General features: G+C 56.3%; 25 protein-coding genes and 1 tRNA gene. 17 read left to right on the plus strand and 9 right to left on the minus strand.

Translation table 11 applies throughout. The annotated features are described in order from the left end of the window. Positions 1-115: 115 nt before the first annotated feature. Both EXR70_14490 and EXR70_14495 read right to left on the minus strand, forming a co-directional pair. Entirely contained in the window at positions 116-319 is a 204-nt protein-coding gene (locus EXR70_14490) for a hypothetical protein (protein ID MSP39694.1), read from the minus strand. Positions 320-727: 408 nt separating this feature from the next. Further along, on the minus strand, positions 728-1,150 hold the full coding sequence (locus tag EXR70_14495) for an NUDIX hydrolase (protein MSP39695.1): 423 nt from the start codon (positions 1,148-1,150) through the stop codon (positions 728-730). 56 nt (positions 1,151-1,206) lie between these two features. Here EXR70_14495 and EXR70_14500 point away from each other — a divergent pair. Continuing rightward, positions 1,207-1,283: transfer RNA gene (locus tag EXR70_14500), tRNA-Met, on the plus strand. 208 nt (positions 1,284-1,491) lie between these two features. After that, positions 1,492-2,064 (plus strand): hypothetical protein, encoded by a 573-nt coding sequence (locus EXR70_14505; GenBank protein MSP39696.1) that lies wholly within the window; start codon positions 1,492-1,494, stop codon positions 2,062-2,064. Between the two features lie 44 nt (positions 2,065-2,108). Here EXR70_14505 and EXR70_14510 read toward each other — a convergent pair whose 3' ends face one another. After that, a complete protein-coding gene (locus tag EXR70_14510; protein MSP39697.1) occupies positions 2,109-2,606 on the minus strand; it encodes a hypothetical protein in 498 nt (165 codons plus the stop codon). Between the two features lie 116 nt (positions 2,607-2,722). On the opposite strand from EXR70_14510, the gene EXR70_14515 reads away from it, so the two are divergent. The 3 genes from EXR70_14515 to EXR70_14525 are packed head-to-tail and all read left to right on the plus strand — an operon-like array spanning position 2,723 to position 4,678. Further along, on the plus strand, positions 2,723-3,889 hold the full coding sequence (locus EXR70_14515) for an LL-diaminopimelate aminotransferase (protein MSP39698.1): 1,167 nt from the start codon (positions 2,723-2,725) through the stop codon (positions 3,887-3,889). Between the two features lie 24 nt (positions 3,890-3,913). Next, entirely contained in the window at positions 3,914-4,417 is a 504-nt protein-coding gene (folK, locus tag EXR70_14520; GenBank protein MSP39699.1) for a 2-amino-4-hydroxy-6-hydroxymethyldihydropteridine diphosphokinase, read from the plus strand. Between the two features lie 30 nt (positions 4,418-4,447). Beyond that, positions 4,448-4,678: a hypothetical protein gene (locus EXR70_14525; protein ID MSP39700.1), complete on the plus strand. Its 231-nt coding sequence runs from the start codon at positions 4,448-4,450 to the stop codon at positions 4,676-4,678. Here the strand turns inward: EXR70_14525 and mpl are convergent. Genes mpl through EXR70_14540 form a run of 3 tightly spaced genes read right to left on the minus strand, consistent with a single transcriptional unit; the run spans position 4,667 to position 8,225 of the window. Then, a complete protein-coding gene (gene mpl, locus EXR70_14530; GenBank protein MSP39701.1) occupies positions 4,667-6,079 on the minus strand; it encodes a UDP-N-acetylmuramate:L-alanyl-gamma-D-glutamyl-meso-diaminopimelate ligase in 1,413 nt (470 codons plus the stop codon). The two genes, EXR70_14525 and mpl, sit on opposite strands and share 12 nt — an antisense overlap. After that, on the minus strand, positions 6,076-7,203 hold the full coding sequence (locus tag EXR70_14535; protein ID MSP39702.1) for a class A beta-lactamase-related serine hydrolase: 1,128 nt from the start codon (positions 7,201-7,203) through the stop codon (positions 6,076-6,078). Before EXR70_14535 ends, mpl begins: the two co-directional genes overlap by 4 nt. A gap of 41 nt (positions 7,204-7,244) precedes the next feature. After that, positions 7,245-8,225 carry an LD-carboxypeptidase gene (locus EXR70_14540; GenBank protein ID MSP39703.1) on the minus strand — a complete coding sequence of 327 codons (981 nt, stop codon included), beginning with the start codon at positions 8,223-8,225 and terminating at the stop codon, positions 7,245-7,247. Positions 8,226-8,441: 216 nt separating this feature from the next. Between EXR70_14540 and EXR70_14545 the strand changes: the two genes are divergently transcribed. The 10 genes from EXR70_14545 (at position 8,442) to EXR70_14590 (ending at position 15,373) form a co-directional block, all read left to right on the plus strand. Continuing rightward, complete coding sequence (locus EXR70_14545; protein ID MSP39704.1) at positions 8,442-8,717, plus strand: DUF507 family protein; 276 nt, start codon at positions 8,442-8,444, stop codon at positions 8,715-8,717. After that, on the plus strand, positions 8,714-8,989 hold the full coding sequence (locus EXR70_14550) for a DUF507 family protein (GenBank protein ID MSP39705.1): 276 nt from the start codon (positions 8,714-8,716) through the stop codon (positions 8,987-8,989). Before EXR70_14545 ends, EXR70_14550 begins: the two co-directional genes overlap by 4 nt. A 194-nt stretch (positions 8,990-9,183) precedes the next feature. Then, positions 9,184-9,474, plus strand: coding sequence for a co-chaperone GroES (locus EXR70_14555; protein MSP39706.1), 291 nt, complete (start codon positions 9,184-9,186; stop codon positions 9,472-9,474). A gap of 27 nt (positions 9,475-9,501) precedes the next feature. Next, positions 9,502-11,169 (plus strand): chaperonin GroEL, encoded by a 1,668-nt coding sequence (gene groL, locus EXR70_14560; GenBank protein MSP39707.1) that lies wholly within the window; start codon positions 9,502-9,504, stop codon positions 11,167-11,169. Between the two features lie 155 nt (positions 11,170-11,324). Further along, on the plus strand, positions 11,325-12,665 hold the full coding sequence (locus EXR70_14565) for a signal recognition particle protein (GenBank protein ID MSP39708.1): 1,341 nt from the start codon (positions 11,325-11,327) through the stop codon (positions 12,663-12,665). A 19-nt stretch (positions 12,666-12,684) separates the two neighbouring features. Next, a complete protein-coding gene (locus tag EXR70_14570; GenBank protein MSP39709.1) occupies positions 12,685-12,930 on the plus strand; it encodes a 30S ribosomal protein S16 in 246 nt (81 codons plus the stop codon). A gap of 15 nt (positions 12,931-12,945) precedes the next feature. After that, entirely contained in the window at positions 12,946-13,182 is a 237-nt protein-coding gene (locus EXR70_14575; GenBank protein MSP39710.1) for a KH domain-containing protein, read from the plus strand. 19 nt (positions 13,183-13,201) lie between these two features. Further along, positions 13,202-13,714, plus strand: a complete 513-nt coding sequence (rimM, locus tag EXR70_14580) for a 16S rRNA processing protein RimM (GenBank protein MSP39711.1) — start codon at positions 13,202-13,204, stop codon at positions 13,712-13,714. Positions 13,715-13,735: 21 nt separating this feature from the next. Then, a complete protein-coding gene (gene trmD / locus EXR70_14585) occupies positions 13,736-15,016 on the plus strand; it encodes a tRNA (guanosine(37)-N1)-methyltransferase TrmD (protein MSP39712.1) in 1,281 nt (426 codons plus the stop codon). Between the two features lie 12 nt (positions 15,017-15,028). Next, on the plus strand, positions 15,029-15,373 hold the full coding sequence (locus EXR70_14590; GenBank protein MSP39713.1) for a 50S ribosomal protein L19: 345 nt from the start codon (positions 15,029-15,031) through the stop codon (positions 15,371-15,373). Between the two features lie 171 nt (positions 15,374-15,544). Here EXR70_14590 and EXR70_14595 read toward each other — a convergent pair whose 3' ends face one another. Further along, positions 15,545-15,913: a polymer-forming cytoskeletal protein gene (locus tag EXR70_14595; GenBank protein ID MSP39714.1), complete on the minus strand. Its 369-nt coding sequence runs from the start codon at positions 15,911-15,913 to the stop codon at positions 15,545-15,547. A 113-nt stretch (positions 15,914-16,026) separates the two neighbouring features. On the opposite strand from EXR70_14595, the gene EXR70_14600 reads away from it, so the two are divergent. Beyond that, positions 16,027-17,355, plus strand: coding sequence for a replication-associated recombination protein A (locus EXR70_14600; GenBank protein ID MSP39715.1), 1,329 nt, complete (start codon positions 16,027-16,029; stop codon positions 17,353-17,355). An 89-nt stretch (positions 17,356-17,444) separates the two neighbouring features. Here EXR70_14600 and EXR70_14605 read toward each other — a convergent pair whose 3' ends face one another. Beyond that, on the minus strand, positions 17,445-19,472 hold the full coding sequence (locus tag EXR70_14605) for a S9 family peptidase (protein ID MSP39716.1): 2,028 nt from the start codon (positions 19,470-19,472) through the stop codon (positions 17,445-17,447). 29 nt (positions 19,473-19,501) lie between these two features. After that, positions 19,502-20,326, minus strand: a complete 825-nt coding sequence (locus EXR70_14610; protein MSP39717.1) for a redoxin domain-containing protein — start codon at positions 20,324-20,326, stop codon at positions 19,502-19,504. A 154-nt stretch (positions 20,327-20,480) separates the two neighbouring features. Between EXR70_14610 and EXR70_14615 the strand changes: the two genes are divergently transcribed. After that, positions 20,481-21,464: an ABC transporter substrate-binding protein gene (locus EXR70_14615; GenBank protein ID MSP39718.1), complete on the plus strand. Its 984-nt coding sequence runs from the start codon at positions 20,481-20,483 to the stop codon at positions 21,462-21,464. Positions 21,465-21,486 lie beyond the last annotated feature (22 nt).

The following is a 21,486-nucleotide window of genomic DNA, read 5'->3' on the forward strand; positions in this document are numbered from 1 at the left end:
ACGCACACACTTGGCCTATATCGAACCAACTCCAACAAGGTGGGGTTCCGCTATGGCCAGGTTTCTAACTTACGACCTCAACCCAACGCACTACCCTGACATAATCGCGTTGCTGTTAACATGACATATTGACGTTGCCACGACACGTATCGTAGCGGGCTTCATTTGGCAGCATCAGCGCCCGCCGTTTCTTGAAGTCCGCAGCGGTCAGCGATCGCTTCGGCATTTTGCCAGTGACTTGCTCGGCTTTGATCTCGTTCAGTGCATCGTTGTAGCGGTTCGTGGCGTGGCGCAGGAAGATGACGCCGAGCACCGGCATGCAGTATTCACAGCGGTCAGCTTGGAATTGGCGCGGAGATTGTCCGCCGCATCCCAGAGGTCGGCCTCGAGTTTTTCGATGTTTTGTAATTGGGTTTCAATCATTGAAGGTAAGTTGTACTGATCACCTCTCCCCCAGCTGGCGTTGAAGGTTCGCTGTCGCGCTTAGATTCTCACGTCTCGAATTTCTTTGCCATTAACCACCTCCGTCGTCAATTTAAGAACACCGATCAACACAATACCCAACTCCGAACCATCCATCTCATTCAAAGGTTCCGCGCCCAGGCACTCGGCGCATAACTTCTAATCGCGGGAATCATTCAGCCCAAATTTTCGTCACCCTACTGGAGTCACCGGCGCTCTGACAAGCGACGGTAATCGCCCATTTCGCCGGCGACTATGCGAGAGTCTACGGCTTTGGCCGCTGGCCGGTTTTCTTGAACTCGAAATAGTCGCGCAAGATTTGTTCGTGATCGAAGACGATCGGCTCAGGCAACTCACCTTGGCAAAAAATCCTCGCCGCCTTGGCATCGTCCGCGCCGCGCGGAATTCCATTAGCCGTGGCGATGAAGACCGTCGACACCGTGTGATGGCGCGCGTCGCGGCGCGGATCGGAATACGTATAAAACTGCTCGACTAACTTTACTTTCAATGAAGTCTCTTCCTCGGCTTCACGCGCCGCGGCGCTCTCGATGCTCTCGCCGTAATCGACAAAACCGCCGGGAATCGCCCAACCGTGGGGAATATTTTTTCGTTCGATTAGGACAATGCCGCCGTCGATCTCGATGATGATGTCGACGGTGAGTAAAGGATTGCGAAATTTTTCAGCCATGGCGCTTCCCTACCTTGACTCCGTGAAAAGCGCAAGGTACAAAGATCACTCGTTATCGCGGGGTGGAGCAGTCTGGTAGCTCGCAAGGCTCATAACCTTGAGGTCCCGGGTTCAAATCCCGGCCCCGCAACCAAAAGAAAAATCTAGGGGCCATCACGGCCCCTTTTTTTTCGCTCCAACCTTTTTGCCTTTCATAATCTCCAGTTCTTGCGAAGCAATCGCTTGGTGCTAAACTCACTTCAATCGTCATGCGTAGAATTTTCACACTCGTCATTGCCGGCTTATTAGAATTTGGACTCGTCAGAAGTGCGCCTGCCACTAGCCATTATACGGCGAAGCAATTGGAAGCGCTCGAGCAACGCATCGGCGGCGAATTTTGGATCCACGCGCCCAACGGCGGCGCGGCGGAATTTCTCACCGAGCCGAATCCCGGCGCACCGACCTTCCGCCCGACAGATAACCAATCATTTGAAATCACCGACATCGCCGGCAAGCAGGGCAAGACGCTTTATTACCAAGTCAAATTCGCATCGGGAAAAACCGGCTACCTGCGACCGGAACGGTTTCACGAAGAATTGAATCTGACCATCGTCCACAGCGATCCCTTGGCGCAGCAAAAAGTAAACACCGAACAAAAGGCGGCGGAAGAGAAGCAGCGCGTCGCCTGGATCAAAGCTCAGCCATGGCCGGCGACGCTCAAAGATGCCGCCATTAAAAATCAGCCGCAACCGGGCCTGACCAGTGCCGAAGTTATACAGATCATGGGACAACCCAGACGGATCACCCGACCCAGCAGTTTGATGAAAACCCGTGCGCAGTTAAAAACTCAAGACGAGCGCTGGTTCTATCCAGACGGCGCGGTCCTGTTGTTTCGTAGCGGCATACTCAACCAAGTCACCGGGCCCACGCCTTAGTCGCCAAGCTGTGAATTTTGCCGCAACCGATTCACTCGGCTGATTCAAAGTCTTAACTTTCGCAGCTTATCGACACGGCGGCGATCCACTTTCGAGAGCCGATTAGGATTGCCACGTTTAGCGGAATTGGTATCAACCTCGCCGTTGTCATCGTCGAAGTAATCGACGTCGAGGCTGCGCAAAATCTGATTGAACTCGTCGGCGTAAATCGCCACGGCGCCGAATCGTTCCACGGCGCTACGAATCTCCCGATCCGAGCTGACCACCACCGCGCCGCTGCCTTTTTCACGAGCGATACGGATGACCACCTGATCGGCCTTTTCACCCAGTCGCGAATAGATCACCACCACGCCCGCCTGTTTGGCATTGGCCTCCGACGCCGAGCCGGTGCGCCAGCCGTCGAAAACAACCACGACATCGAACTGTTTGCGGCTTTGATACTGGGACAACTGCTGGATTAGCCAGTTACGTTTGTGCTCCAACGCCCCTTGCAGTCCCTGTTCGGCGCCAAGCAAGTTGTAACCATCAATAATTAAGTACATAGCTGTGCCAAGATTCTAGCTGCGTTTCACCATGCAAACTTTCAAACCAGTTGTCAAAATCAAAAAAACCAGGTACAACCGGTGCGATTTTACATGGAGGATTGACGGAATTGCCGATCACGATTAAAAAGGCCCGCAGGATTAACGAGTTGCCCCCGTATCTGTTCGCGGAAATCGACCGGCGCAAGCGCGAAGCGATGTCACGCGGCGTCGATTTGATCGATTTGGGTATCGGCGACCCGGATATTCCTACCCCGGCCAGCGTCGTGGAAAAGCTCTTGGAAGGCGCCAGCAAACCGACCAACCACCGCTATCCCAACAGCTCCGGCATGAGCGAGTTTCGCGAGGCGGTCGCCACCTGGTATAAAGGCCGGTTCAACGTCAAACTCGATCCGGCCAAAGAAGTGGTCTCGCTGATCGGTTCCAAAGAAGGTATCGGCAACATGGCGGTCGCCTTCGTCGACCCCGGCGATCTGGTTTTAGTCGCCAGCCCCTGCTATCCGGTTTATCACATCGGTACGGCGTTTAACGGCGGCAAAAACTATTTTTTACCGCTGCGCAAAGAAAACAAATTCTTACCCGATCTCGAATCGATCCCGGCTGAGGTTGCCAAACAGGCTAAGCTTTTGTGGATCAACTATCCCAACAATCCGACCGCCGCGGTGGCCGATAAGGATTTTTACTTGCGCGTTATTGATTTTGCCAACAAAAATAACGTGATCGTTTGCCACGACGCAGCCTACACGGAAATGGGCTACGACGGCTACAAGCCAATGAGTTTTCTCGAAGTCGACGGCGCCCGCGAAGTCGGCATCGAGTTTCATTCGCTGTCGAAGACCTTCAACATGACCGGCTGGCGCATCGGTATGGCGGTGGGCAACCCCGAATTAGTCGGCGGTTTGGCCCAGGCTAAATCCAATCTCGACTCGGGAATTTTTCAAGCCGTTCAAGAGGCCGGTATCGAAGCGCTCAAACTCGGCGATGCCATTGTCGAGCCGAGCCGGAAGATTTATCAAGAACGGCGCGATATTTTAGTCGACGGCCTGCGCGCGGTCGGTTTGCAATGCGACAAGCCTAAGGCGACATTCTACGTCTGGGTTTCCTGTCCCAAGGGGCTCTCCTCGGCTGAGTTCACGGCAAAATTGCTCGATGAAGCGGGCGTGGTCACCACGCCGGGCAACGGCTTCGGCGATGCCGGCGAAGGTTATGTTCGTTTCACCGTGTGCGTCGACAAAGAACGGCTGCGGGAGGTTGCGGAACGGATTCGACGAGTCAAGCTCTAGAAGCCCTTTTCCTAAAGCGACACCATGGCGAACGCGACTGTCCATCAAGTTTATATCGGCATCGGTACCAACGTCGGCAACAAAAGAGAAAATTTCTTCGAGGCCGTGACTCGCCTAACCAAGTTACCGGACACCCGAGTACTCAAGGAATCCTCGCTCTATGAGAGCGAACCGTTAGGCGAAGCCAAGGATTGGTACGTCAACGGCGCCGTCGAAATCGAGACCAAATTCAAACCCGACATGCTGCTCAAGCAGTTTAAAAACATCGAGCGCAGCATGGGCCGGAAAAAAATCAAAAAACGCTGGGGTGCCCGGGTCATCGACCTCGACATCCTGCTCTACGATTCCGCGGTGGTGAAAAAGAAAACCTTGCGCATCCCCCATCCCGAGATGGCCAGCCGCAAGTTCGTGCTCATCCCGCTGAGCGAAATCGCGCCGCAAGTCGTTCACCCGGAACTCGGCAAGACGATTTCCGAGTTGCTGATCAATGTCAAAGACGACAAGAAAATCCACCTATTTCATTCCTGAGCGAAACCTGGCTCCGGCCCCTGGAGCGTGATGTTACTGCTCCGCCTGCTATTATTATTTGCCATCCTCTACATCATTTACTTGGTGGTGAAAGGTTTTATCACCGGCGCCAGAAAACACGGCGAGAACGCCAGCAACGCCGGCGAGCCGATGGTCCTTGATCCCCAATGTCAGACCTATGTACCGAAAGCCGATGCGGTGGCGCGAGCGGGAAAGTTTTTTTGCAGTGAGGAGTGCTCGCGGCTCTATTTAGCCCGCTAACGCGCGCAGGATCTTATCGTGAACGCCGTCGAAGCCGCCGTTCGACATCACCAGCAGCACATCGCCCGAACGCGCGTCCTGAGCCACATGGGCGGCGATATCGTCAGCGCCGGCGAGCGTCGCGGCGCGCTCGGCGCCGGCCAGTCGGTTAATTTCACCGACCATATGCGGCACCGATAGCCGCTCAGCCTCCGGCACTTTCTCCGGCTGGAAAACCCCGGCGACGATCACTCGATCGGCGAGAGCCAAGGCAGCGGCGAACTCTTTTTCGAATATGTTACGTTTGCTGGTGTTGCTGCGCGGTTCGAAGATCGCCCACAGACGCCGTCCGGCGTAAGCGCTACGCACCGCGTCGATGGTCTCGCGCACCGCCGTGGGATGATGCGCGAAGTCGTCGATCACCACCACGCCGCGCTGCTCGCCGCGCACTTCCTGGCGCCGCTTGACGCCTTTGAAAGTGGCAAAGCCTTCGAGCAATTTCTGCCGTGGAATAGACAGCGCCCGTCCCATGGCATAGACCGCTAAAGCATTTTTAACGTTATGCCGGCCGATCACGCCGGCTTCCATTGAACCTTCCCCATGGCCTCGGTAGCAAGGCGTAAAAATTGTCCGCCCGGCGCGAAATTCAATCTCCTTCGCCGTCCAGTCGCCATCATCGCCGTAAGTGATTAACTCACAGCGCGCCGACTTGGACACCTCGACCGCGTCGGGGTAATCGCGACAAACCACCAGTTTGCCCGCCGCCGGTAAGATTTCCATCAGCCGCGCAAAGGCGCTTTTGACATGATCGAGATCGCGATAAATATCGGCGTGATCGAACTCGACGCTGGTGAGCACCGCATGGTTTGGCCGGTAGTGAAGAAACTTCGGCCCCTTGTCGAAAAACGCGGTGTCGTACTCGTCCCCTTCCAAGACCACATGGCTGCCCGCGCCGACGCGCCAACCGCTGGAAAAATTGAGCGGCACGCCGCCGACGAAAAAACCCGGATCGAGCCCGGCGGAAGTCAGTACCCAAGCCGCCAATGCCGAAGTGGTGGTCTTGCCGTGGGTGCCGGCGATCACGATGGAAGTCCGCGCGCCGATCAGAAATTCACCCAGTGCTTGGGGAAAGGAAATATACCGAAGGTTCTGGCTGATCACCGCTTCCGCTTCAGGGTTGCCGCGCGAGATGGCGTTGCCGATGACCACCAGATCGGGACGCGGCTCCACATGTTCGGCGCGGTAGCCGCTCTGCACGTCAATCCCGATATCCGCGAGGTAGGTGCTCATGGGCGGATAAACATTTTGATCCGAACCGCTAACCCGGTAACCGCGCGACTGCAACAAGCCGGCGAGGGACGCCATGCCGACCCCGCAAACCGCGATCAAGTGAATATGACTGCCGGGCGCCAAATCGTTCATGAGAAGAGCGCTTTCATGATCAAGTCGTGAATCGCCGGGCGAAACTCTTTGATCTTTTCATTCTTGCGCGTCGGATGCACCCGATTGGTCAGCAGCACGACATGGCAATTCTTTTCCAAGTCCCACCAAATCGAACAACCGGTAAAGCCCAAATGGCCCACCGAGCGCGGCGAAAATAAACTCCCGCTGCTCGACTGGCCGGGGGTCGGCGTGTCCCAACCGAGGGCGAAGGTCGATTGCCGCGTGGCGGCATCCTTGGTGAGAAATTCTTCGACCACCGACTGCGGCAAAAAATTATCTTTACCCAACCGGCACTGGTCCAAGCGCAGCAGAAAAGTGTGAATGTCGCGGGCCGAGGTGAATAACCCAGCGTGACCGGCGACGCCGCCCATGGCGTAGGCGTTGTCGTCATGAACTTCGCCGCAGAGAACTTTTTTGCGCCACGGACAGTTTTCCGTCGGCGCGATCATATCGGTAATCGGCTGCAAACGGCGCGTGCGCAGCAACGTCAAATCGACGAAGCCGGTGGCGCGCATGGCCAGCGGCTTGAAGATCCGCTCTTGGCAGAAGCGGTCGAGGCTATTGCCGGTGAGCGTCTCCACCACTTCACCGAGAATCATGAAACCGAGATCGCTATAAAGACATTGGCTCCCCGGTGGGCTCAGCAATTTGTCGAGATGAATCTGTTCGAGGACAAAACTTTTCGCCGCCCGGCTGACCGTGAAGTTGATGCGGCCCGATTTTTCATTCTTGATGATCTCTTCGAAGTAAGGTTTCCAGGCCGGCAAGCCGGCGCTATGGGCCAGCAGCTGGCGGAAGGTGGTGACGCTTTTGCCCAAGATGCCGTAGCTCGGCAATACCCGTGTCACCTGATCGTCGAGGCGGATTTTCTTCTCGCGCACCAACAACATGACCGCCACCGTCGTCGCCAGCGGCTTGGTCAGGGAGGCGACATCGAAAATCGTCTCGATACCCATGGGCGACTTATCCGGCACCAGCGAGCGCTGGCCGAAAGCCTGTTCATAAATGACGCTCTGGTCTTTGCTGACCAGCACCACCGCGCCGGGAAACACTTCCTGGGTGACGGCCTCTTGAAAGGCGTTATCGACGGCTTGGAAATTCATACTTGAACTAAACGAATATTTCTCTCGGGCTGGAGTTAGGTTTATAGCACGGGCGATTCGAGCAGCGCCAACGACGGCACGCTTGCGTCGAGACGCATTTTGACGCCGAAGGGCAAGGTGAGATTTTCCTGGCCATGGCCGGCTCTCATGCCGGTCGCCACTGGATAGGCGGCATCATAGAATACGTCAGCGATGATTTCTTTAATTCCCCGCGGCCCGCCGTCGCGGCAATTGGTAAAATCACCGAACACCACGCCGGCCGGCCGATCGAGCTTACCGGCCATCTTGAGATGGGTCAGCATGCGCTCGATACGATACGGCGCCTCGCCGACATCTTCGAGGAACAGCAGCTTCCCGCGAGTATCGATCTCGTAGGGCGTTCCCAATGTCGTCACTAAAAGCGACAGGCAGCCACCGATCATTTCGCCAACCGCCAGTCCAGGGCGAATCGTTTCGGCCAAGCCAATGCTCCAGTCCCGGCGCAAGCCGCTCAAGATCGGCCAGAATTGCGCGCGACTGTCAGCACTCAAGCCCCCGGCAAGATCGTCGGCCACCATGGGCCCGTGAAAGGTCACCATGCCGCAGCTTTGACAGAGCCAATTGAGTAGTATCGTAATGTCGCTGTAGCCGGCGAAAATCTTCGGATACTTTGCTAGCTCCGCGCTCAAATGGGGCAACAGCTGGATCGAACCAAACCCGCCCCGGGCGCACAGGATCGCGGCGATATCGCCGCGGCGAAAGAATTCCAAAAGGTCCGCGGCGCGCTCGGCCGCGGCACCGGCGAGATAGCCGTCCCGGGCCAAAACATGGGCGCCGATTTCAACTTCAAACCCTTCAGCACGGAGCGCCGCGATGCCGGCCTCAAGCGCTGCCTGCTCGACGCTGCCGGCCGGTGCGACAATGCCGATGCGCGCTCCGGGCTCAAGTCGTGGCGGTTTATGCACAGCCAAGGGAGTTCTCCACAGGCGATCGCGCTGGGGCGACAAGCATGACTTTTTCGAGCTGTGGATAATTATTGCGATTCAATTTCATCGGCTTTGCTAGGACAGTTATATTGGCAAAAAAGCTTCCCATGTACAAGAATTTCTTGCAGAAAGACGAATACAAATAGAACGGCCATGGAGTCCCGGGGAATTGACATCGCGGCGGCGGACGGATAAGAAACCGGGTTGGATCGATCATTGTCAACCGAGAGTTAACCGTAACGCCAGAGCTTATCCACAGCTTTTTCACAGCCCATGAAGATCAAACCGGAACGGCTCGAACAGATCGCCAGCGTGCTGGTGGCTAACCTCAAGAGCAAAGAGCTGATGGTCGCCAAAGCCAGCGACCAGGCGATCAAAAACCGCTTGATCGAGACCATCGCCAAGAATTTCGCCGAGGAAGAGGCGATCGAGGAAGAGGCGCGCAAAATGTTGGCGGCGGTGGCCCAAGCGTCACGCGACATGGACCCGTTCAAAATGTTTCTCCTGGCGAAGCAAAAACTGGCGGCCAAAAAAGGTTTCATCCTGTGAGCCGCGTGTCGGAGAGCCGGATCTCCCATCTCGCCCACTTGCTGATCGAGGGCGTGCGCAAGGGCGGCCTCGGCGAATTTCCCAACGACGGCCGCGCGCTGACGGAAACCAAGCGGGTATTGCAAGAGTATTTTCAGCGCGAAGACCAGCTCGACGAGATTGTCCGGCAAAAAATCCAATCGCTGTCGCGCTACATCCCCGCCGGCAGCCGGGAGTGGGATGTGCTGTACCGAAAATATTTCGAAGAGGAGTCGCGCAAGCAGCGTAAATAAATACCGCCAGCAGTGTCAACTGCGCCAAGCCGTTAAAACTAAGCGAAAGTTTCCGACAAAACCTTGACATCGCTCAATCAGTGCTTAGATTGATCGCGCCGAGGACTATCTAGGGACCTTTCTAAGGCAGCGGTAACCGCGGCAAAATCCAGAAAAAATAATAAGTTGAGTCAAACACTGAAAGGAGGCAGGAAGTGAAAATTAGGCCTTTACAAGACCGGGTTATCGTCAAACGCATCGAGGAAGAAGAAAAGAGCAAGGGAGGTATTATCATCCCCGACAGCGCCAAAGAGAAGCCACAGGAGGGTAAAATTGTGGCGGTCGGCAAAGGCAAAGTTGGCGATGACGGCAAGATCATCCCGCTCGATGTCAAGGTGAATGACCGTGTGCTATTCGGAAAATATTCCGGCAGCGAAATCAACATGGACGGCGAAGAACACCTGATCATGCGCGAAGAAGACATTCTCGGCATCATTGAAAAATAATATTCCAGAAAAACTGAGGAGGAAAAAATGGGAGCTAAGATAGTTAAATTCAATCGCGATGCGCGGGACGCAATCCTGCGCGGCGTGAACACTCTCGCCGACGCGGTGACCGTGACCCTCGGCCCCAAAGGAAGAAATGTCGTGCTCGACAAATCCTATGGCGCCCCCACCGTCACCAAAGACGGCGTTACCGTTGCCAAAGAAGTAGAACTCGAAGACAAGTTTGAAAACATGGGCGCCCAGATGGTCAAGGAAGTTGCCAGCAAGACTTCCGACGTGGCCGGTGACGGCACCACCACGGCCACTGTGTTGGCCCGGCAAATTTACGCCGAAGGCGTGAAACTGGTCGCCGCTGGCCATGACCCGATGACCCTCAAGCGCGGCATCGATAAGGCCGTCAGCGCGATCATCGAAGAGCTCAAGAATATTTCCAAGCCGACCAAGGATCCCAAAGAGATCGCTCAAGTCGGCACGATCGCGGCGAACAACGATACCACCATCGGTGAAGTAATCTCCGCGGCGATGAACAAGGTCGGCAAAGAAGGCGTGATCACCGTCGAGGAAGCCAAGGGCTTGGAGACGACCCTCAATGTCGTCGAAGGCATGCAGTTCGACCGCGGTTATCTCTCCCCCTACTTCGTCACCGATCCCGAGAGAATGGAATGTATCCTTGAAGATGCCTACTTGCTGATTCACGAGAAGAAGATCAGCAACATGAAAGATATCCTTCCCGTGCTTGAGCAAATCGCCAAGTCCGGCAAGCCTTTCATCATCATCGCCGAAGACATCGAAGGCGAAGCGTTGGCCACCTTGGTGGTCAACAAGATTCGCGGCACGCTCCGTTGCGTCGCCGTCAAGGCCCCCGGCTTTGGCGATCGCCGTAAAGCGATGCTCGAAGACATCGCCATCTTGACCGGCGGCAAGCTGATCGCCGAAGAACTCGGCATCAAGCTCGACAACATCACGCTCGCCGATCTCGGCCGGGCCAAGAGAATCGTCGTAGACAAGGACAACACCACGCTGGTCGACGGCGCCGGCAAGAAGTCCGACCTCGAAGGCCGGATCAAACAGATCCGCGCCCAGACCGACGAGACCACGTCGGATTACGATCGTGAGAAGCTTCAGGAGCGTTTGGCCAAACTGATCGGCGGCGTCGCCGTGATCAACGTTGGCGCAGCCACTGAAATTGAAATGAAAGAAAAGAAAGCCCGCGTCGAAGACGCCCTCCACGCCACCCGCGCGGCGGTGGAAGAAGGCATCGTCCCCGGCGGCGGCGTCGCCCTGCTGCGCGCCTCCGCGGTGCTGGAGAAGCTACGCGCCTCGGAAGACGAACGATGGGGTGTCAACATCATCAAGCGCGTCGCTGAAGAGCCGCTGCGCCGCATCGCTATCAATGCCGGCGTCGAAGGCGCCATCGCTTTGCAAAAAGTGAAGGAAGGCAAAGGCGCGTTTGGCTTCAACGCGGCAACCGAAGAATACGAAGACCTCATGAAAGCCGGAGTCATCGACTCCGCCAAAGTCGTTCGCACCGCGTTGCAGAACGCCGCTTCGGTGGCGAGCATGCTGCTCACGACCGAAGCCATGGTCGCGGATAAACCGGAAGACAAATCCTCGATGCCGGGCATGCCTCCAGGCGGCGGCATGGGTGGAATGGGCGGCATGGGTGGAATGGGCGGTATGGGCGGCATGATGTAACGAAGCCGTCAGGTTAGCTAAAGACCCGCTGCAAGCGTCGCGCAACGCTTGTAGCGGGTCTTTTTTATTTCCCTCAACCTTGACTCCAAGCTACTTTCATATTATTTTGCTTTGAAACTTTTCCCTGGAATTATAACAATTTAGCAAACCTTTTCATGTTCGAATCGCTAACCGACAAACTCGAACTGACCTTCAAGCGCTTGCGCGGTCAGGGCAAGATTACCGAGACCAACATCGACGATGCGCTGCGCGACGTGCGCCTCGCCCTGCTTGAGGCTGACGTCCATCTGCAAGTGGTCAAGACCTTTCTTGAATCGGTCAAAACCAAGGCGATGGGCCAGGAAGTACTGCAGAGCCTGAGCCCAGAGCAGCAGTTCATCGGCATCGTGCGCGACGAACTGGTCACCTTGTTGGGCGGCGATTTTCGTGAATTGGATCTCAAGAGCGCGCCGCCTGTAGTAATCATGCTGGTCGGCCTGCAAGGTTCCGGTAAAACCACAACCTTGGCGAAGTTGGCGCGCTACTTAAAAAAAGAAAAGAAGCGCAGCCCCTATCTCGTGCCCGCCGATATTTATCGACCGGCGGCCATTGAGCAGTTAAAAATACTTGGCAACGAACTGGGATTGCCAGTTTACGATTCCGACCCAAAACTGTCGGCGGTAACGATTTGCCAGCGCGCCCTTGAAGAGGCCAAAAAAAAGTTCTGCGACGTCCTGCTCATCGATACCGCCGGCCGTTTGCATATCGATGAAGAGCTGATGCAGGAGCTGGCGTCGATCAAAGACGCCGTCCAACCCCATCAGATCCTGTTTGTCGCCGACTCGATGACGGGCCAAGATGCCGTCAACCAAGCCCGCGGTTTCGACGGTAAGCTTTCTTTGAGCGGCGTCATCCTGACCAAGCTCGACGGCGATGCTCGCGGCGGCGCGGCACTGTCGATTCGTCAGATGGTCGGCAAGCCGATCCTGTTTTCCGGTATCGGCGAAAAGCTCGACGCCTTCGAGCCCTTCTATCCGGATCGTTTGGCCTCGCGCATTCTCGGCATGGGCGACGTGCTGTCGTTGATCGACAAAGTGCAGCAAAACGTCGAGCACAAGGATGCCGAACGGTTACAGCAGGCGTTTCAAAAACAGCAATTCACGTTGGAAGAATTTCAGTTGCAGCTGCAACAGATCAAGCGCATGGGTCCGGTGGGCAGCCTGTTGGAAATGATTCCCGGCGGCAAAAAGCTCGCATCCCAAGTCGATTCGGAAAAAGCCGAGAAAGAACTCAAACGCGTCGAAGCGATCATCAACTCGATGACCCGCCAAGAGCGGCGCAATCCGGCGCTCTTGAACGGCAGCCGGCGCCGGCGCATCGCCGAAGGCAGCGGCACCACGGTCAACGATATCAACCGAGTGATGAAGCAGTTCCTCGAGATGAAAAAAATGATGCAACGGGTGAGCAAGCTGGGAATGAAATCGCTCATGGGCCACATGCCCACGCCGTTCAATTAACCAAGAAGGAAGTAATAGCATGAGTGTAAGTATTCGCATGAGCCGCCACGGCGCCAAGAAGAAACCCTTTTACCGCATCGTAGTCAGCGATCAACGTTTTCCCCGCGACGGCCGCTACATCGAGCAGGTCGGCACCTACGATCCGAGCGCCAAGGTCGGTGCCGTGAAACTCAACCAAGAAAAAATCGACAGCTGGATTAAGAAAGGCGCCAAGCCTTCGGAGACCGTCTCCCAGCTGATCAAGAAACAAAAGAAGGCCAGTTAGGACACGATCGAACCGATGAAAGACTTGGTTCAATATTTAGCCCAATCCTTGGTTAGCAATCCCGACGCCGTCGAGGTCAGCGAAAGCGAGAACGACGGCGCGACGATCTTGCAACTCAAGGTCGCCAAGGAAGATCTCGGCCGAGTGATCGGCAAACAGGGCCGCACCGCGAAGTCCATGCGCAGTTTGATCAACGCCGCGTCATCCCGCGACAATCGCCGCATTCTCCTCGAAATCGTCGAGGAGAAGTAATTCACTGGGCGGCACGCCGATGGCGGAACAACGAGTTGCCCTCGGTGAAATCGTCGCCACGCACGGGCTCGATGGCTGGCTGAAATTCAATCCCTACAACCTGGACGGCGACACGCTGGCGCCTGGGTTGCAAATTTATCTGGAAACTTCCACCGGCCAAGCGATCCACGAAATTGAATCGAGCAAGCCGCACAAAAACCAGTTGTTGGTCAAATTGCGCGGCATCGATCACATCGACGCCACCAAGCCGGTGATCGGCGCCATACTAGAAGTCGACAGCGCGGCGCTCCCCGAGCTCGAACCCGGTCAGTATTATCACTACGAAGTGATCGGCTTCGATGTCGTCGATCGGGATGGTCATCGGATCGGCAAGCTTACGGCCACAATCACCACCGCTGCCGGAGATCTCTACGTGGTTCAAGGTGCGGACAAAGAACATTTGATTCCAGCGGTCAAAGAGATGGTCGACAGAGTCGATTTCGAAGGGCAAAAAATAATCGTCGATCTACCCGATGGCCTGCTGGATTTATAATTCGCGCCAACCTGCCGCCCCATGGTCAAATTCACCGTCATCACCATTTTCCCGCATATGCTCGACTCCGCCCTGGGCCACAGCATTCTTAAAATCGCGCACGAGAAGAAATTGATCGAGGTCGATCAAGTCGACCTGCGTAGTTACACCCACGACCGCCACCACGTCACTGACGATTATCCCTACGGCGGCGGCCAGGGCATGGTGATGAAACCCGAGCCGCTGGTGGCGGCCATCGAAGATATTCGCGCAAAGAATCCCGGCGCCCGCGTCATCTTGCTGGCGCCCCAAGGACGGGTCTTCACTCAAGCCGAAGCGGCGCGTCTCGCCCTAGAAAAAAATCTTGTGCTGATCTGCGGCCGCTACGAAGGCATCGACGAGCGCGTCAAAGCTTTCGTCGATGAAGAACTCTCCATCGGCGACTACACGCTCAGCGGCGGCGAACCGGCGGCCAATATCGTCATCGACGCCGTAGCCCGTTTGATTCCCGGTGTACTCGGCAATGAAGCATCGCCGTTGGACGAATCTTTCAGCCATGGCCTGCTCGAATATCCCCAATACACCCGGCCGGAAGAATTCCGCGGCATGAAAGTTCCTGAGGTGCTGCTCTCCGGCAATCATGAGAAGGTTAAGCAATGGCGCCAACAGAAAAGCCTCGAACTAACGCGCGTCCGCCGGCCTGACATGCTGGCCAACCCTGCGCCGACAAGCGAATCTCAGACTGCCAGCGAAGCGCCGAAGGCCGATGTCTACTTGGCCCTGCTGCACTATCCGGTCTACGACAAAAATCATCAGGTGGTCACCACCGCGGTCACCAACATGGATATCCACGACATTTCCCGTTCCGGCCGCACTTACGGCGTACGCGGCTTTTATGTCGTGACGCCGACCAAGGCGCTGCAGAAGCTCGCCCTCAAAATTATCGAGCACTGGGAGACCGGCTACGGCAGCCAGTACAACGTCACCCGCAAGCAGGCCCTGGAACTCACCCGCATCGCCAACACCCTGGACGACGTGATCATCGATATCGAACGGGAAAGCGGCGAAAAGCCCGAGATCATCGTCACCTCAGCCCGGCCGATGGCGCAGCGGACCTCTTTCACCGCGCTGCGAGACATGTTAAAAAAGAAAGCTCGTCCCTATCTCATCATCTTCGGTACCGGATGGGGCCTGACAGAAACCGTATTTTCACAAGCAGACTACGTTCTGGAAGCGATCGAGGGCTACACCGACTACAACCACCTTGCGGTGCGTTCGGCGGCAGCCATCATTTTAGATCGCCTCATGGGACGACATGCATAGATTGGAGCAGAGATGAATCTCATCGACCAGCTGGAAGCCCAGCAAGCCAAACCGGAAGTCAAAGCCTTGCGCGCCGGAGAAACCGTGCGCGTCCACGTCAAAGTCGTCGAAGGCGAGAAAGAACGCACCCAGGTTTTCGAAGGCACCGTGATCGCCCTGTCGGGCACCGGCAATCGCGCCAACTTCACTGTACGAAAAATTTCCTACGGCGTCGGCGTCGAAAGAATCTTTCCGGTTCATTCACCGCGCATCGAAAAAGTCGAAATCATGTCGCGCGGCAAAGTGCGGCGCGCCAAACTCTACTACCTGCGCGAACTCTCCGGTAAAGCCGCGCGCCTGATCGTCATCGATAAGTAGGCCGACCCATTCACCACGAAGAGCGCGAAGGTTTGGAATACTTGAACTCCAACCTTCGTCTTCTTCGTGTTGAATACAACGCTACGGTAAAATCACCACAAACAATCTTGGTTTAGTTGAGCCTTGCCGAATGGCAAGACGAGCAGGCATGAAGCGCGCTAGCGCGCTATGCTAATCCGTCCCGAGAATCTTACCTTCGCCGTCGAAAACCGCGCCTGGATGAACCCGCAGCTCAGCGACCCTGGCGTCGCCCTTGAAAGAGCCGCCGGGCAACACTTCGAAAACACCCATGGTCTGCACCGAACCGACCAGTTTTCCTTCCAGCTGCACTTGGCGCGCCGATATATGCGCGTCCACTTGGGCGTTGGCACCGATCACTAGCATCTCGGTCGATTTGATCTCACCGGTGAAATGGCCGTCGATCTTAACCGGCAGGTTGTAGCTCAGCTTGCCGGAAATAGAAGAGTTTACGAACAACACCGTGCGCGGCGCCACACTTTGAATAAAGGATGGATTATCTTTCTCGTTTACTTCCGCCATGCGCGCTCCCCGTTGAAGCCTACGTTAACATCGACGCCCTCAGAAACAAAGGCAAAGCGGTGCGGAAAACGCAGCGCTACAATCGCGCATTGAATTTATGCTAGCATGCGCCCATGGATCTTTTTAGCGCCGTAGAAGCTGAAGCGGCGAAAGCGACGCAGCCGCTGGCGGAACGAATGCGGCCCGCAACGCTAGACGAATTCATCGGCCAAGAACATCTGCTCGGTCCGGGAAAACTTTTGCGCGGCGTCGCCGGCGCCGGCAAACTGCGCTCGCTGATCCTATGGGGACCGCCGGGCAGCGGCAAAACTACTCTCGCGCAGATTTTAGCGAATTCGGCGAACGCAACCTGCGTCCATTTCTCCGCGGTCACTTCCGGCGTCAAGGATCTGAAAAAAATCATTCAAGAAGCCGAACAATTGCAGCGCCACGGCAAACCCACCGTGTTGTTCGTCGACGAGATTCATCACTTCAACAAATCCCAGCAGGATAATTTTCTGCCCCACGTCGAACGCGGCACGATCATTTTGATCGGCGCGACCACGGAAAATCCATCCTTCGAAGTGATCTCTCCCCTGCTCTCTCGCTGCCAAGTTTTAGTGCTCAAAATGCTGTCGGCGGAACATCTGAGTACGATCGTCGACCGTGCTCTCAACGACAGCGAACGCGGCTTAGGCAAACTCGGGTTAGCGATAACGCCGGAAGGCCGGGACTTTTTGATTCAGCAAGCCCAGGGCGATTGCCGCGTGGCGCTCAATGGCCTGGAAAGCGCCGCCGCTTTGGCCGAATCGAACCGGCAAAAAGAAATCGGCCTTGCCCAGCTCCAAGAAGCGCTACAGAAAAGACCGCTGCAATACGACAAAGCGGGCGAGGAGCATTACAACGTCATCTCGGCGTTTATCAAAAGCCTGCGCGGCAGCGACGCCGACGCCGCGCTGTACTGGATGATGCGCATGATCGAAGCCGGCGAGGACGCCCTGTTCATCGCCCGGCGCATGGTGATCTTCGCCGCCGAAGACATCGGCAACGCCGACCCGCGGGCGCTGCAAGTCGCCGTCACCGCCAAAGACGCGGTCCATTTCGTCGGCTTGCCGGAGGGGCGAATTCCGTTGGCGCAAGCGGTGACCTATTTGGCCACCGCGCCGAAATCCAACGCCTCCTACAAAGCCATGCTCGCGGCAGCCGCCGATGTCGAAGCGCAGGGCGCGCTCCCAGTGCCGATGCATTTGCGCAACGCACCGACCGGATTAATGAAAAACTTGGGCTACGGCAAAGACTACAAATACGCGCATAATTACGACGGCCATATCGTCGAACAACAGCACCTGCCCGAACGACTCGCCGGCAAAAAATATTACACGCCCACCGACGCCGGCTACGAAAAACAAATCGCTGAGAGACTTAAGTTCTGGGACGAAGCGAAAAAGAAACCCAAGGGGTAATTCAAAATTTCAGATTCCAAATTCCAGATTTCAAATCGCTCCGGAATTTAATTTTGAATCTGGAATCTGGAATTTGTAATCGCCTCTGCCTAGGCGCGAATTCCCGCCAAATCGAGCAAGAACAGATACGAGAACGCGGTCTCGCGGTGGCGGCGGAAGCGGCCGGAGGCACCGCCGTGGCCCGCTTCCATGTTGGTTTTTAGCAGCAAAAGGTTGTCATCGGTCTTGAACGCGCGCAGCTTCGCCGCCCATTTGGCAGGTTCCCAATACAGCACTTGCGAGTCGTGTAAACCGCCGGTGATCAGCATCGCTGGATATTTTTTTCGCTCGACGTTGTCGTAAGGCGAATAGGACAGCATGTACTCATAAAACTCTTTGCGCTGCGGATCGCCCCACTCGTCATACTCACCGGCAGTGAGTGGGATCGAGGCGTCGAGCATGGTCGTCACGACGTCGACGAATGGCACCTCAGCGACGATACCTTTGAAAAGATCCGGCCGAAGATTGCTCACCGCGCCCATCAACAGGCCGCCGGCGCTCCGGCCCATGGCGAAGAGTTTTTCCGGCTGGGTGAACTTTTCACCAATGAGAAATTCCGCGCAGGCGATAAAATCGCTGAAGCTGTTGCGCTTGTTGAGCAGCTTGCCATCTTCATACCATTGCCGGCCGAGCTCCTGACCGCCGCGAATATGCGCGATGGCGAAAACGAAACCGCGGTCGACCAAACTCAAGCGCGGCGAGGCGAAGGCGGCGTCGATGCTAAAACCATAGGAACCGTAACCGTAAAGCAGCAGCGGATTTTGGCCGTCCCGTTTAAGCCCCTTGCGATAAAGAATCGATATGGGAACAGCGGTGCCGTCCGGCGCCGTCGCATGAAGCCGCTCGGTGACGTAGCGCTCAGCGGCGAAACCGCCGAGCACCTCTTCCTGCTTCAATAGGATTCGCTCGCGCGTATTCATGTCGACATCGTAAATCGACAGCGGCGTTTTCATCGAGGTATATTCGAAGCGCAGCGTCGCCGTGTCAAATTGCGGATTGGCGCCGACATGGACGCGGTAGGCCGGCTCGTCGAATTGCAAGTAGTGATCCGCGCCGGACCAAGAGTGCACGCGAATTTGCGTCAAACCGTGGGCCCGCTCTTCGACGACTAAGTGATCCTTGAAAAGCTCGAAGTCGCCGAGATACACGTCGTCGCGATGGGGAATGATTTCTTGCCAATGTTCCCGGCTCCGCTGCTCCAGCGGCGTTTGCATCAAACGAAAATTTTTCGCGCCGTCATTGGTGCGAATGATAAACCGGTCCTGATAGTGATCGATGTGATGCTCGTGACCGCGCACCCGCGCCAGAAATAGTTCGAATTCGCCGCCGGGATCGTCAGCGTCCAAGTAGCGGTACTCCTGGCATACCGTCTGCGACGACACGATCAGCAAAAACTTTTTCGACTTGGTCTTGAAAATATAGGCGCCGAAGGTCTCGTCGTTTTCCTGATAGACGAGGCGATCCTCGGCCGGATCCGCGCCGAGAACGTGGCGATAAATCTGATACTGGCGCAGCGTGGTGTCATCTTGCTTGGCGTAGAAAAGCGTCCGGTTATCGTTGGCCCAGACCAAGTTCTCGGTCACGTTGGTCAAGACATCAGAGCATAGCTCTCCGGTGGCGAGATTTTTCACGTAGGCGGTATGCACGCGCCGCCCTTGGGTGTCCACCGCGTAGGCGATCAGATCGTGGGCCGCGCTCACCGCCCAGCCGCCGATGGAAAAGAACTCGTGGCCCGCCGCCAGCTGGTTGGCATCGAGCATGATCTGTTCCGGCGCGTCTAGCGAGCCCCGCTTACGCGCATAGATCGCGTACTCTTTCCCCTCTTCGTAACGCGTGTAGTAAAAATAATCGTCGAGCCGGTACGGCACCGACATATCGGTCTGCTTGAAGCGCCCTTTGATCTCCTCGAACAACGCGGTTTCGAACGATTGCACATGCGCCATCGTCTGGGCGGCGCGCTCATTTTCGTCGTTCAAATACCGGATAACCTCGGGATTGTCCCGCTCCCGCAGCCAATAATAATCATCCACGCGCACAAGACCATGGCTCTCGAGTTTAGTGGGAAGCTTCTTAACCATTTTGGACCAATGCAAAATTCCTTATCCGATCATTTACGTCTGCTAATCTCTTCGACATCCACACCGCGCACCCAACCGATCAGGCCAGCTTTGGTCTTCACCATGTACCAGAACTCGCCGGCGCCGGAAACTTTGCCCATGGGAGCGATCTCTTCGGTTGCCGGTAATCGGGCGATCACTTCGGCGAAAGTATCTTGCTGGGCGCGCACCAACAGGGTGGCGCCTTTAGCGCGCAGCGCTGTCGGCATCGGTGTCGCCGGTTCGAGAATCATCGATGGAGCGGCGCCGGCAACGCTGTCACCAATCAAGGTGCGAATCGCCTCGACCACCTCATGGGTCGACCAATCCCGGGCGCCCGACTGCATACCGAGAACGTTGCCGCCGGCGTCGATCAAATAGCTCACCGGAATGCCGAAAACGCGATAAGCCACGCTGACCTTGCCGTCGCTGTCCAGGGGCGTCGTCAGGTTGAGACCGTTCTTGCGCATGAAGCTCGCCACCTGGGCGGCGTTTTCCTTTTGATTGACGGCGAACACCGCGAAACCTTGGCCGCCAAAATTGCGGCTCAAATTTTCCATCGACGGCATCTCGTCGCGGCACGGACCGCACCAGGTCGCCCAAAAATTCAACAACACCAAACTGCCCCGGTAACCGCTCAAACTCACCGGCCCGCCGCCGCCATCGCGCAAAGAAAAATCCGGCGCCTTGGTCATCGCCGGTTTGACCATTCCAAGCGCCTTAAGCAGCTCGTCCATGGAATTGCCGGCCGGTTTCTGCGCCATCGCCGGCCGCGGCGATATTCCCAGTATTATAATCGCGACTAGCAAAACTAACTTGGCAACACGTTCAAACATCAAAATCCTCCAAATCCATGGCAAAAAGAATACTACCTCATATGGCGCAAGGAATCACTGATGAAATCCGAGCCGCGATCACGCTGCCGCCGCATTGACACCCCGATTCGACATCGGCTACTGTGAACTAGCATCGATCCAGCGCGGAGACTACATGCAAAAAGTTTTAGCTCGTATCGCCGTAATCGCCATCCTAATCGGCATAGCCGCCAACGGCCTTCGCGCCCAAAGCGCGCCGGACAAGATCACCCTCGGCACGATTACGCTATCGCTCAACAATTTACCGATCTACGTCGCCCAGGACAAAGGCTTCTTCGCCAAAGAAAATATCTTCGTCGAAGCGGTGGTGCTAAACGCCAGCACGCTGGCGATTCCGGTGTTGATCGCCGGCTCGACCCAACTCTCGGCATCTTCGGCGATGACCACCATCCGAGCGGTCGAGAAAGGCGCGGCGCTGAAGATCGTCGGCGGCCTGACCAACGCGCCGGTCTACGATCTGTACGCCGGACCGAAGTATAAATCGTTCAAAGATTTGAAAGGCGCCATGATCGGCGTGTCGGGACTCATCACCAGCGACACGGTGATCATGAAGGAGATGCTCAAAGCCAACGGCATGGAATACCCGCGTGACTATTCCATGCGCGCCATGGGCAGCATGCCCGACCGCTTCCGCGCGATTCAGACCGGCAACATCGCCGCCGGGATCTTGAGTCCGCCCTACACCTTCGGAGCCGACGATATCGGCATGGTCAATCTAGGCGCCACGGCGAAGTACACGCCGAACTTCGTCCAAACGGTTTTTAATGTGCGCGCCGACTGGGCACAGGAGAAAAAACCGCTGTTGATCCGTTTTCTGCGCGCGATCCTGCGCGCCGATCAGTTCATTCACAATCAGAAAGAAGAAACCGTGGCGATCGTCGTCAAGCGCTTCAAGTACAATGAAAAACATTCCGAGGCGAGCTGGCGTTACTACATCAATAACAACGCCATCCCCAAAGACGGCGAGATCAACGCCAAAGGCATGGACAAAGTTTTACAGCTGCTTCAAGAAGACGGCACCCTCACCGCGCCGCTGCCGAAAGCAGAAAAGTATGTCGACATGAGCTACCTCGCCGAAGCGCGCCGCACGCTGCAATGACCTTCCTCACACTGCGGCGCCT

The organism is Deltaproteobacteria bacterium (assembly GCA_009692615.1).
GTDB lineage: Bacteria > Desulfobacterota > Binatia > UBA9968 > UBA9968 > DP-20.

What these genes read in the sequence shown, in the direction of transcription:
- EXR70_14490 (MSP39694.1), bottom strand. Translation starts at nt 319, where the DNA reads ATGCCGGTGCTCGGCGTCATCTTCCTGCGCCACGCCACGAACCGCTAC.
- EXR70_14495 (MSP39695.1), bottom strand. Translation starts at nt 1,150, where the DNA reads ATGGCTGAAAAATTTCGCAATCCTTTACTCACCGTCGACATCATCATC.
- EXR70_14510 (MSP39697.1), bottom strand. Translation starts at nt 2,606, where the DNA reads ATGTACTTAATTATTGATGGTTACAACTTGCTTGGCGCCGAACAGGGA.
- folK (MSP39699.1), top strand. Translation starts at nt 3,914, where the DNA reads ATGGCGAACGCGACTGTCCATCAAGTTTATATCGGCATCGGTACCAAC.
- EXR70_14525 (MSP39700.1), top strand. Translation starts at nt 4,448, where the DNA reads ATGTTACTGCTCCGCCTGCTATTATTATTTGCCATCCTCTACATCATT.
- mpl (MSP39701.1), bottom strand. Translation starts at nt 6,079, where the DNA reads ATGAACGATTTGGCGCCCGGCAGTCATATTCACTTGATCGCGGTTTGC.
- EXR70_14535 (MSP39702.1), bottom strand. Translation starts at nt 7,203, where the DNA reads ATGAATTTCCAAGCCGTCGATAACGCCTTTCAAGAGGCCGTCACCCAG.
- EXR70_14545 (MSP39704.1), top strand. Translation starts at nt 8,442, where the DNA reads ATGAAGATCAAACCGGAACGGCTCGAACAGATCGCCAGCGTGCTGGTG.
- groL (MSP39707.1), top strand. Translation starts at nt 9,502, where the DNA reads ATGGGAGCTAAGATAGTTAAATTCAATCGCGATGCGCGGGACGCAATC.
- EXR70_14565 (MSP39708.1), top strand. Translation starts at nt 11,325, where the DNA reads ATGTTCGAATCGCTAACCGACAAACTCGAACTGACCTTCAAGCGCTTG.
- EXR70_14570 (MSP39709.1), top strand. Translation starts at nt 12,685, where the DNA reads ATGAGTGTAAGTATTCGCATGAGCCGCCACGGCGCCAAGAAGAAACCC.
- EXR70_14575 (MSP39710.1), top strand. Translation starts at nt 12,946, where the DNA reads ATGAAAGACTTGGTTCAATATTTAGCCCAATCCTTGGTTAGCAATCCC.
- rimM (MSP39711.1), top strand. Translation starts at nt 13,202, where the DNA reads ATGGCGGAACAACGAGTTGCCCTCGGTGAAATCGTCGCCACGCACGGG.
- trmD (MSP39712.1), top strand. Translation starts at nt 13,736, where the DNA reads ATGGTCAAATTCACCGTCATCACCATTTTCCCGCATATGCTCGACTCC.
- EXR70_14590 (MSP39713.1), top strand. Translation starts at nt 15,029, where the DNA reads ATGAATCTCATCGACCAGCTGGAAGCCCAGCAAGCCAAACCGGAAGTC.
- EXR70_14595 (MSP39714.1), bottom strand. Translation starts at nt 15,913, where the DNA reads ATGGCGGAAGTAAACGAGAAAGATAATCCATCCTTTATTCAAAGTGTG.
- EXR70_14600 (MSP39715.1), top strand. Translation starts at nt 16,027, where the DNA reads ATGGATCTTTTTAGCGCCGTAGAAGCTGAAGCGGCGAAAGCGACGCAG.
- EXR70_14605 (MSP39716.1), bottom strand. Translation starts at nt 19,472, where the DNA reads ATGGTTAAGAAGCTTCCCACTAAACTCGAGAGCCATGGTCTTGTGCGC.
- EXR70_14610 (MSP39717.1), bottom strand. Translation starts at nt 20,326, where the DNA reads ATGTTTGAACGTGTTGCCAAGTTAGTTTTGCTAGTCGCGATTATAATA.
- EXR70_14615 (MSP39718.1), top strand. Translation starts at nt 20,481, where the DNA reads ATGCAAAAAGTTTTAGCTCGTATCGCCGTAATCGCCATCCTAATCGGC.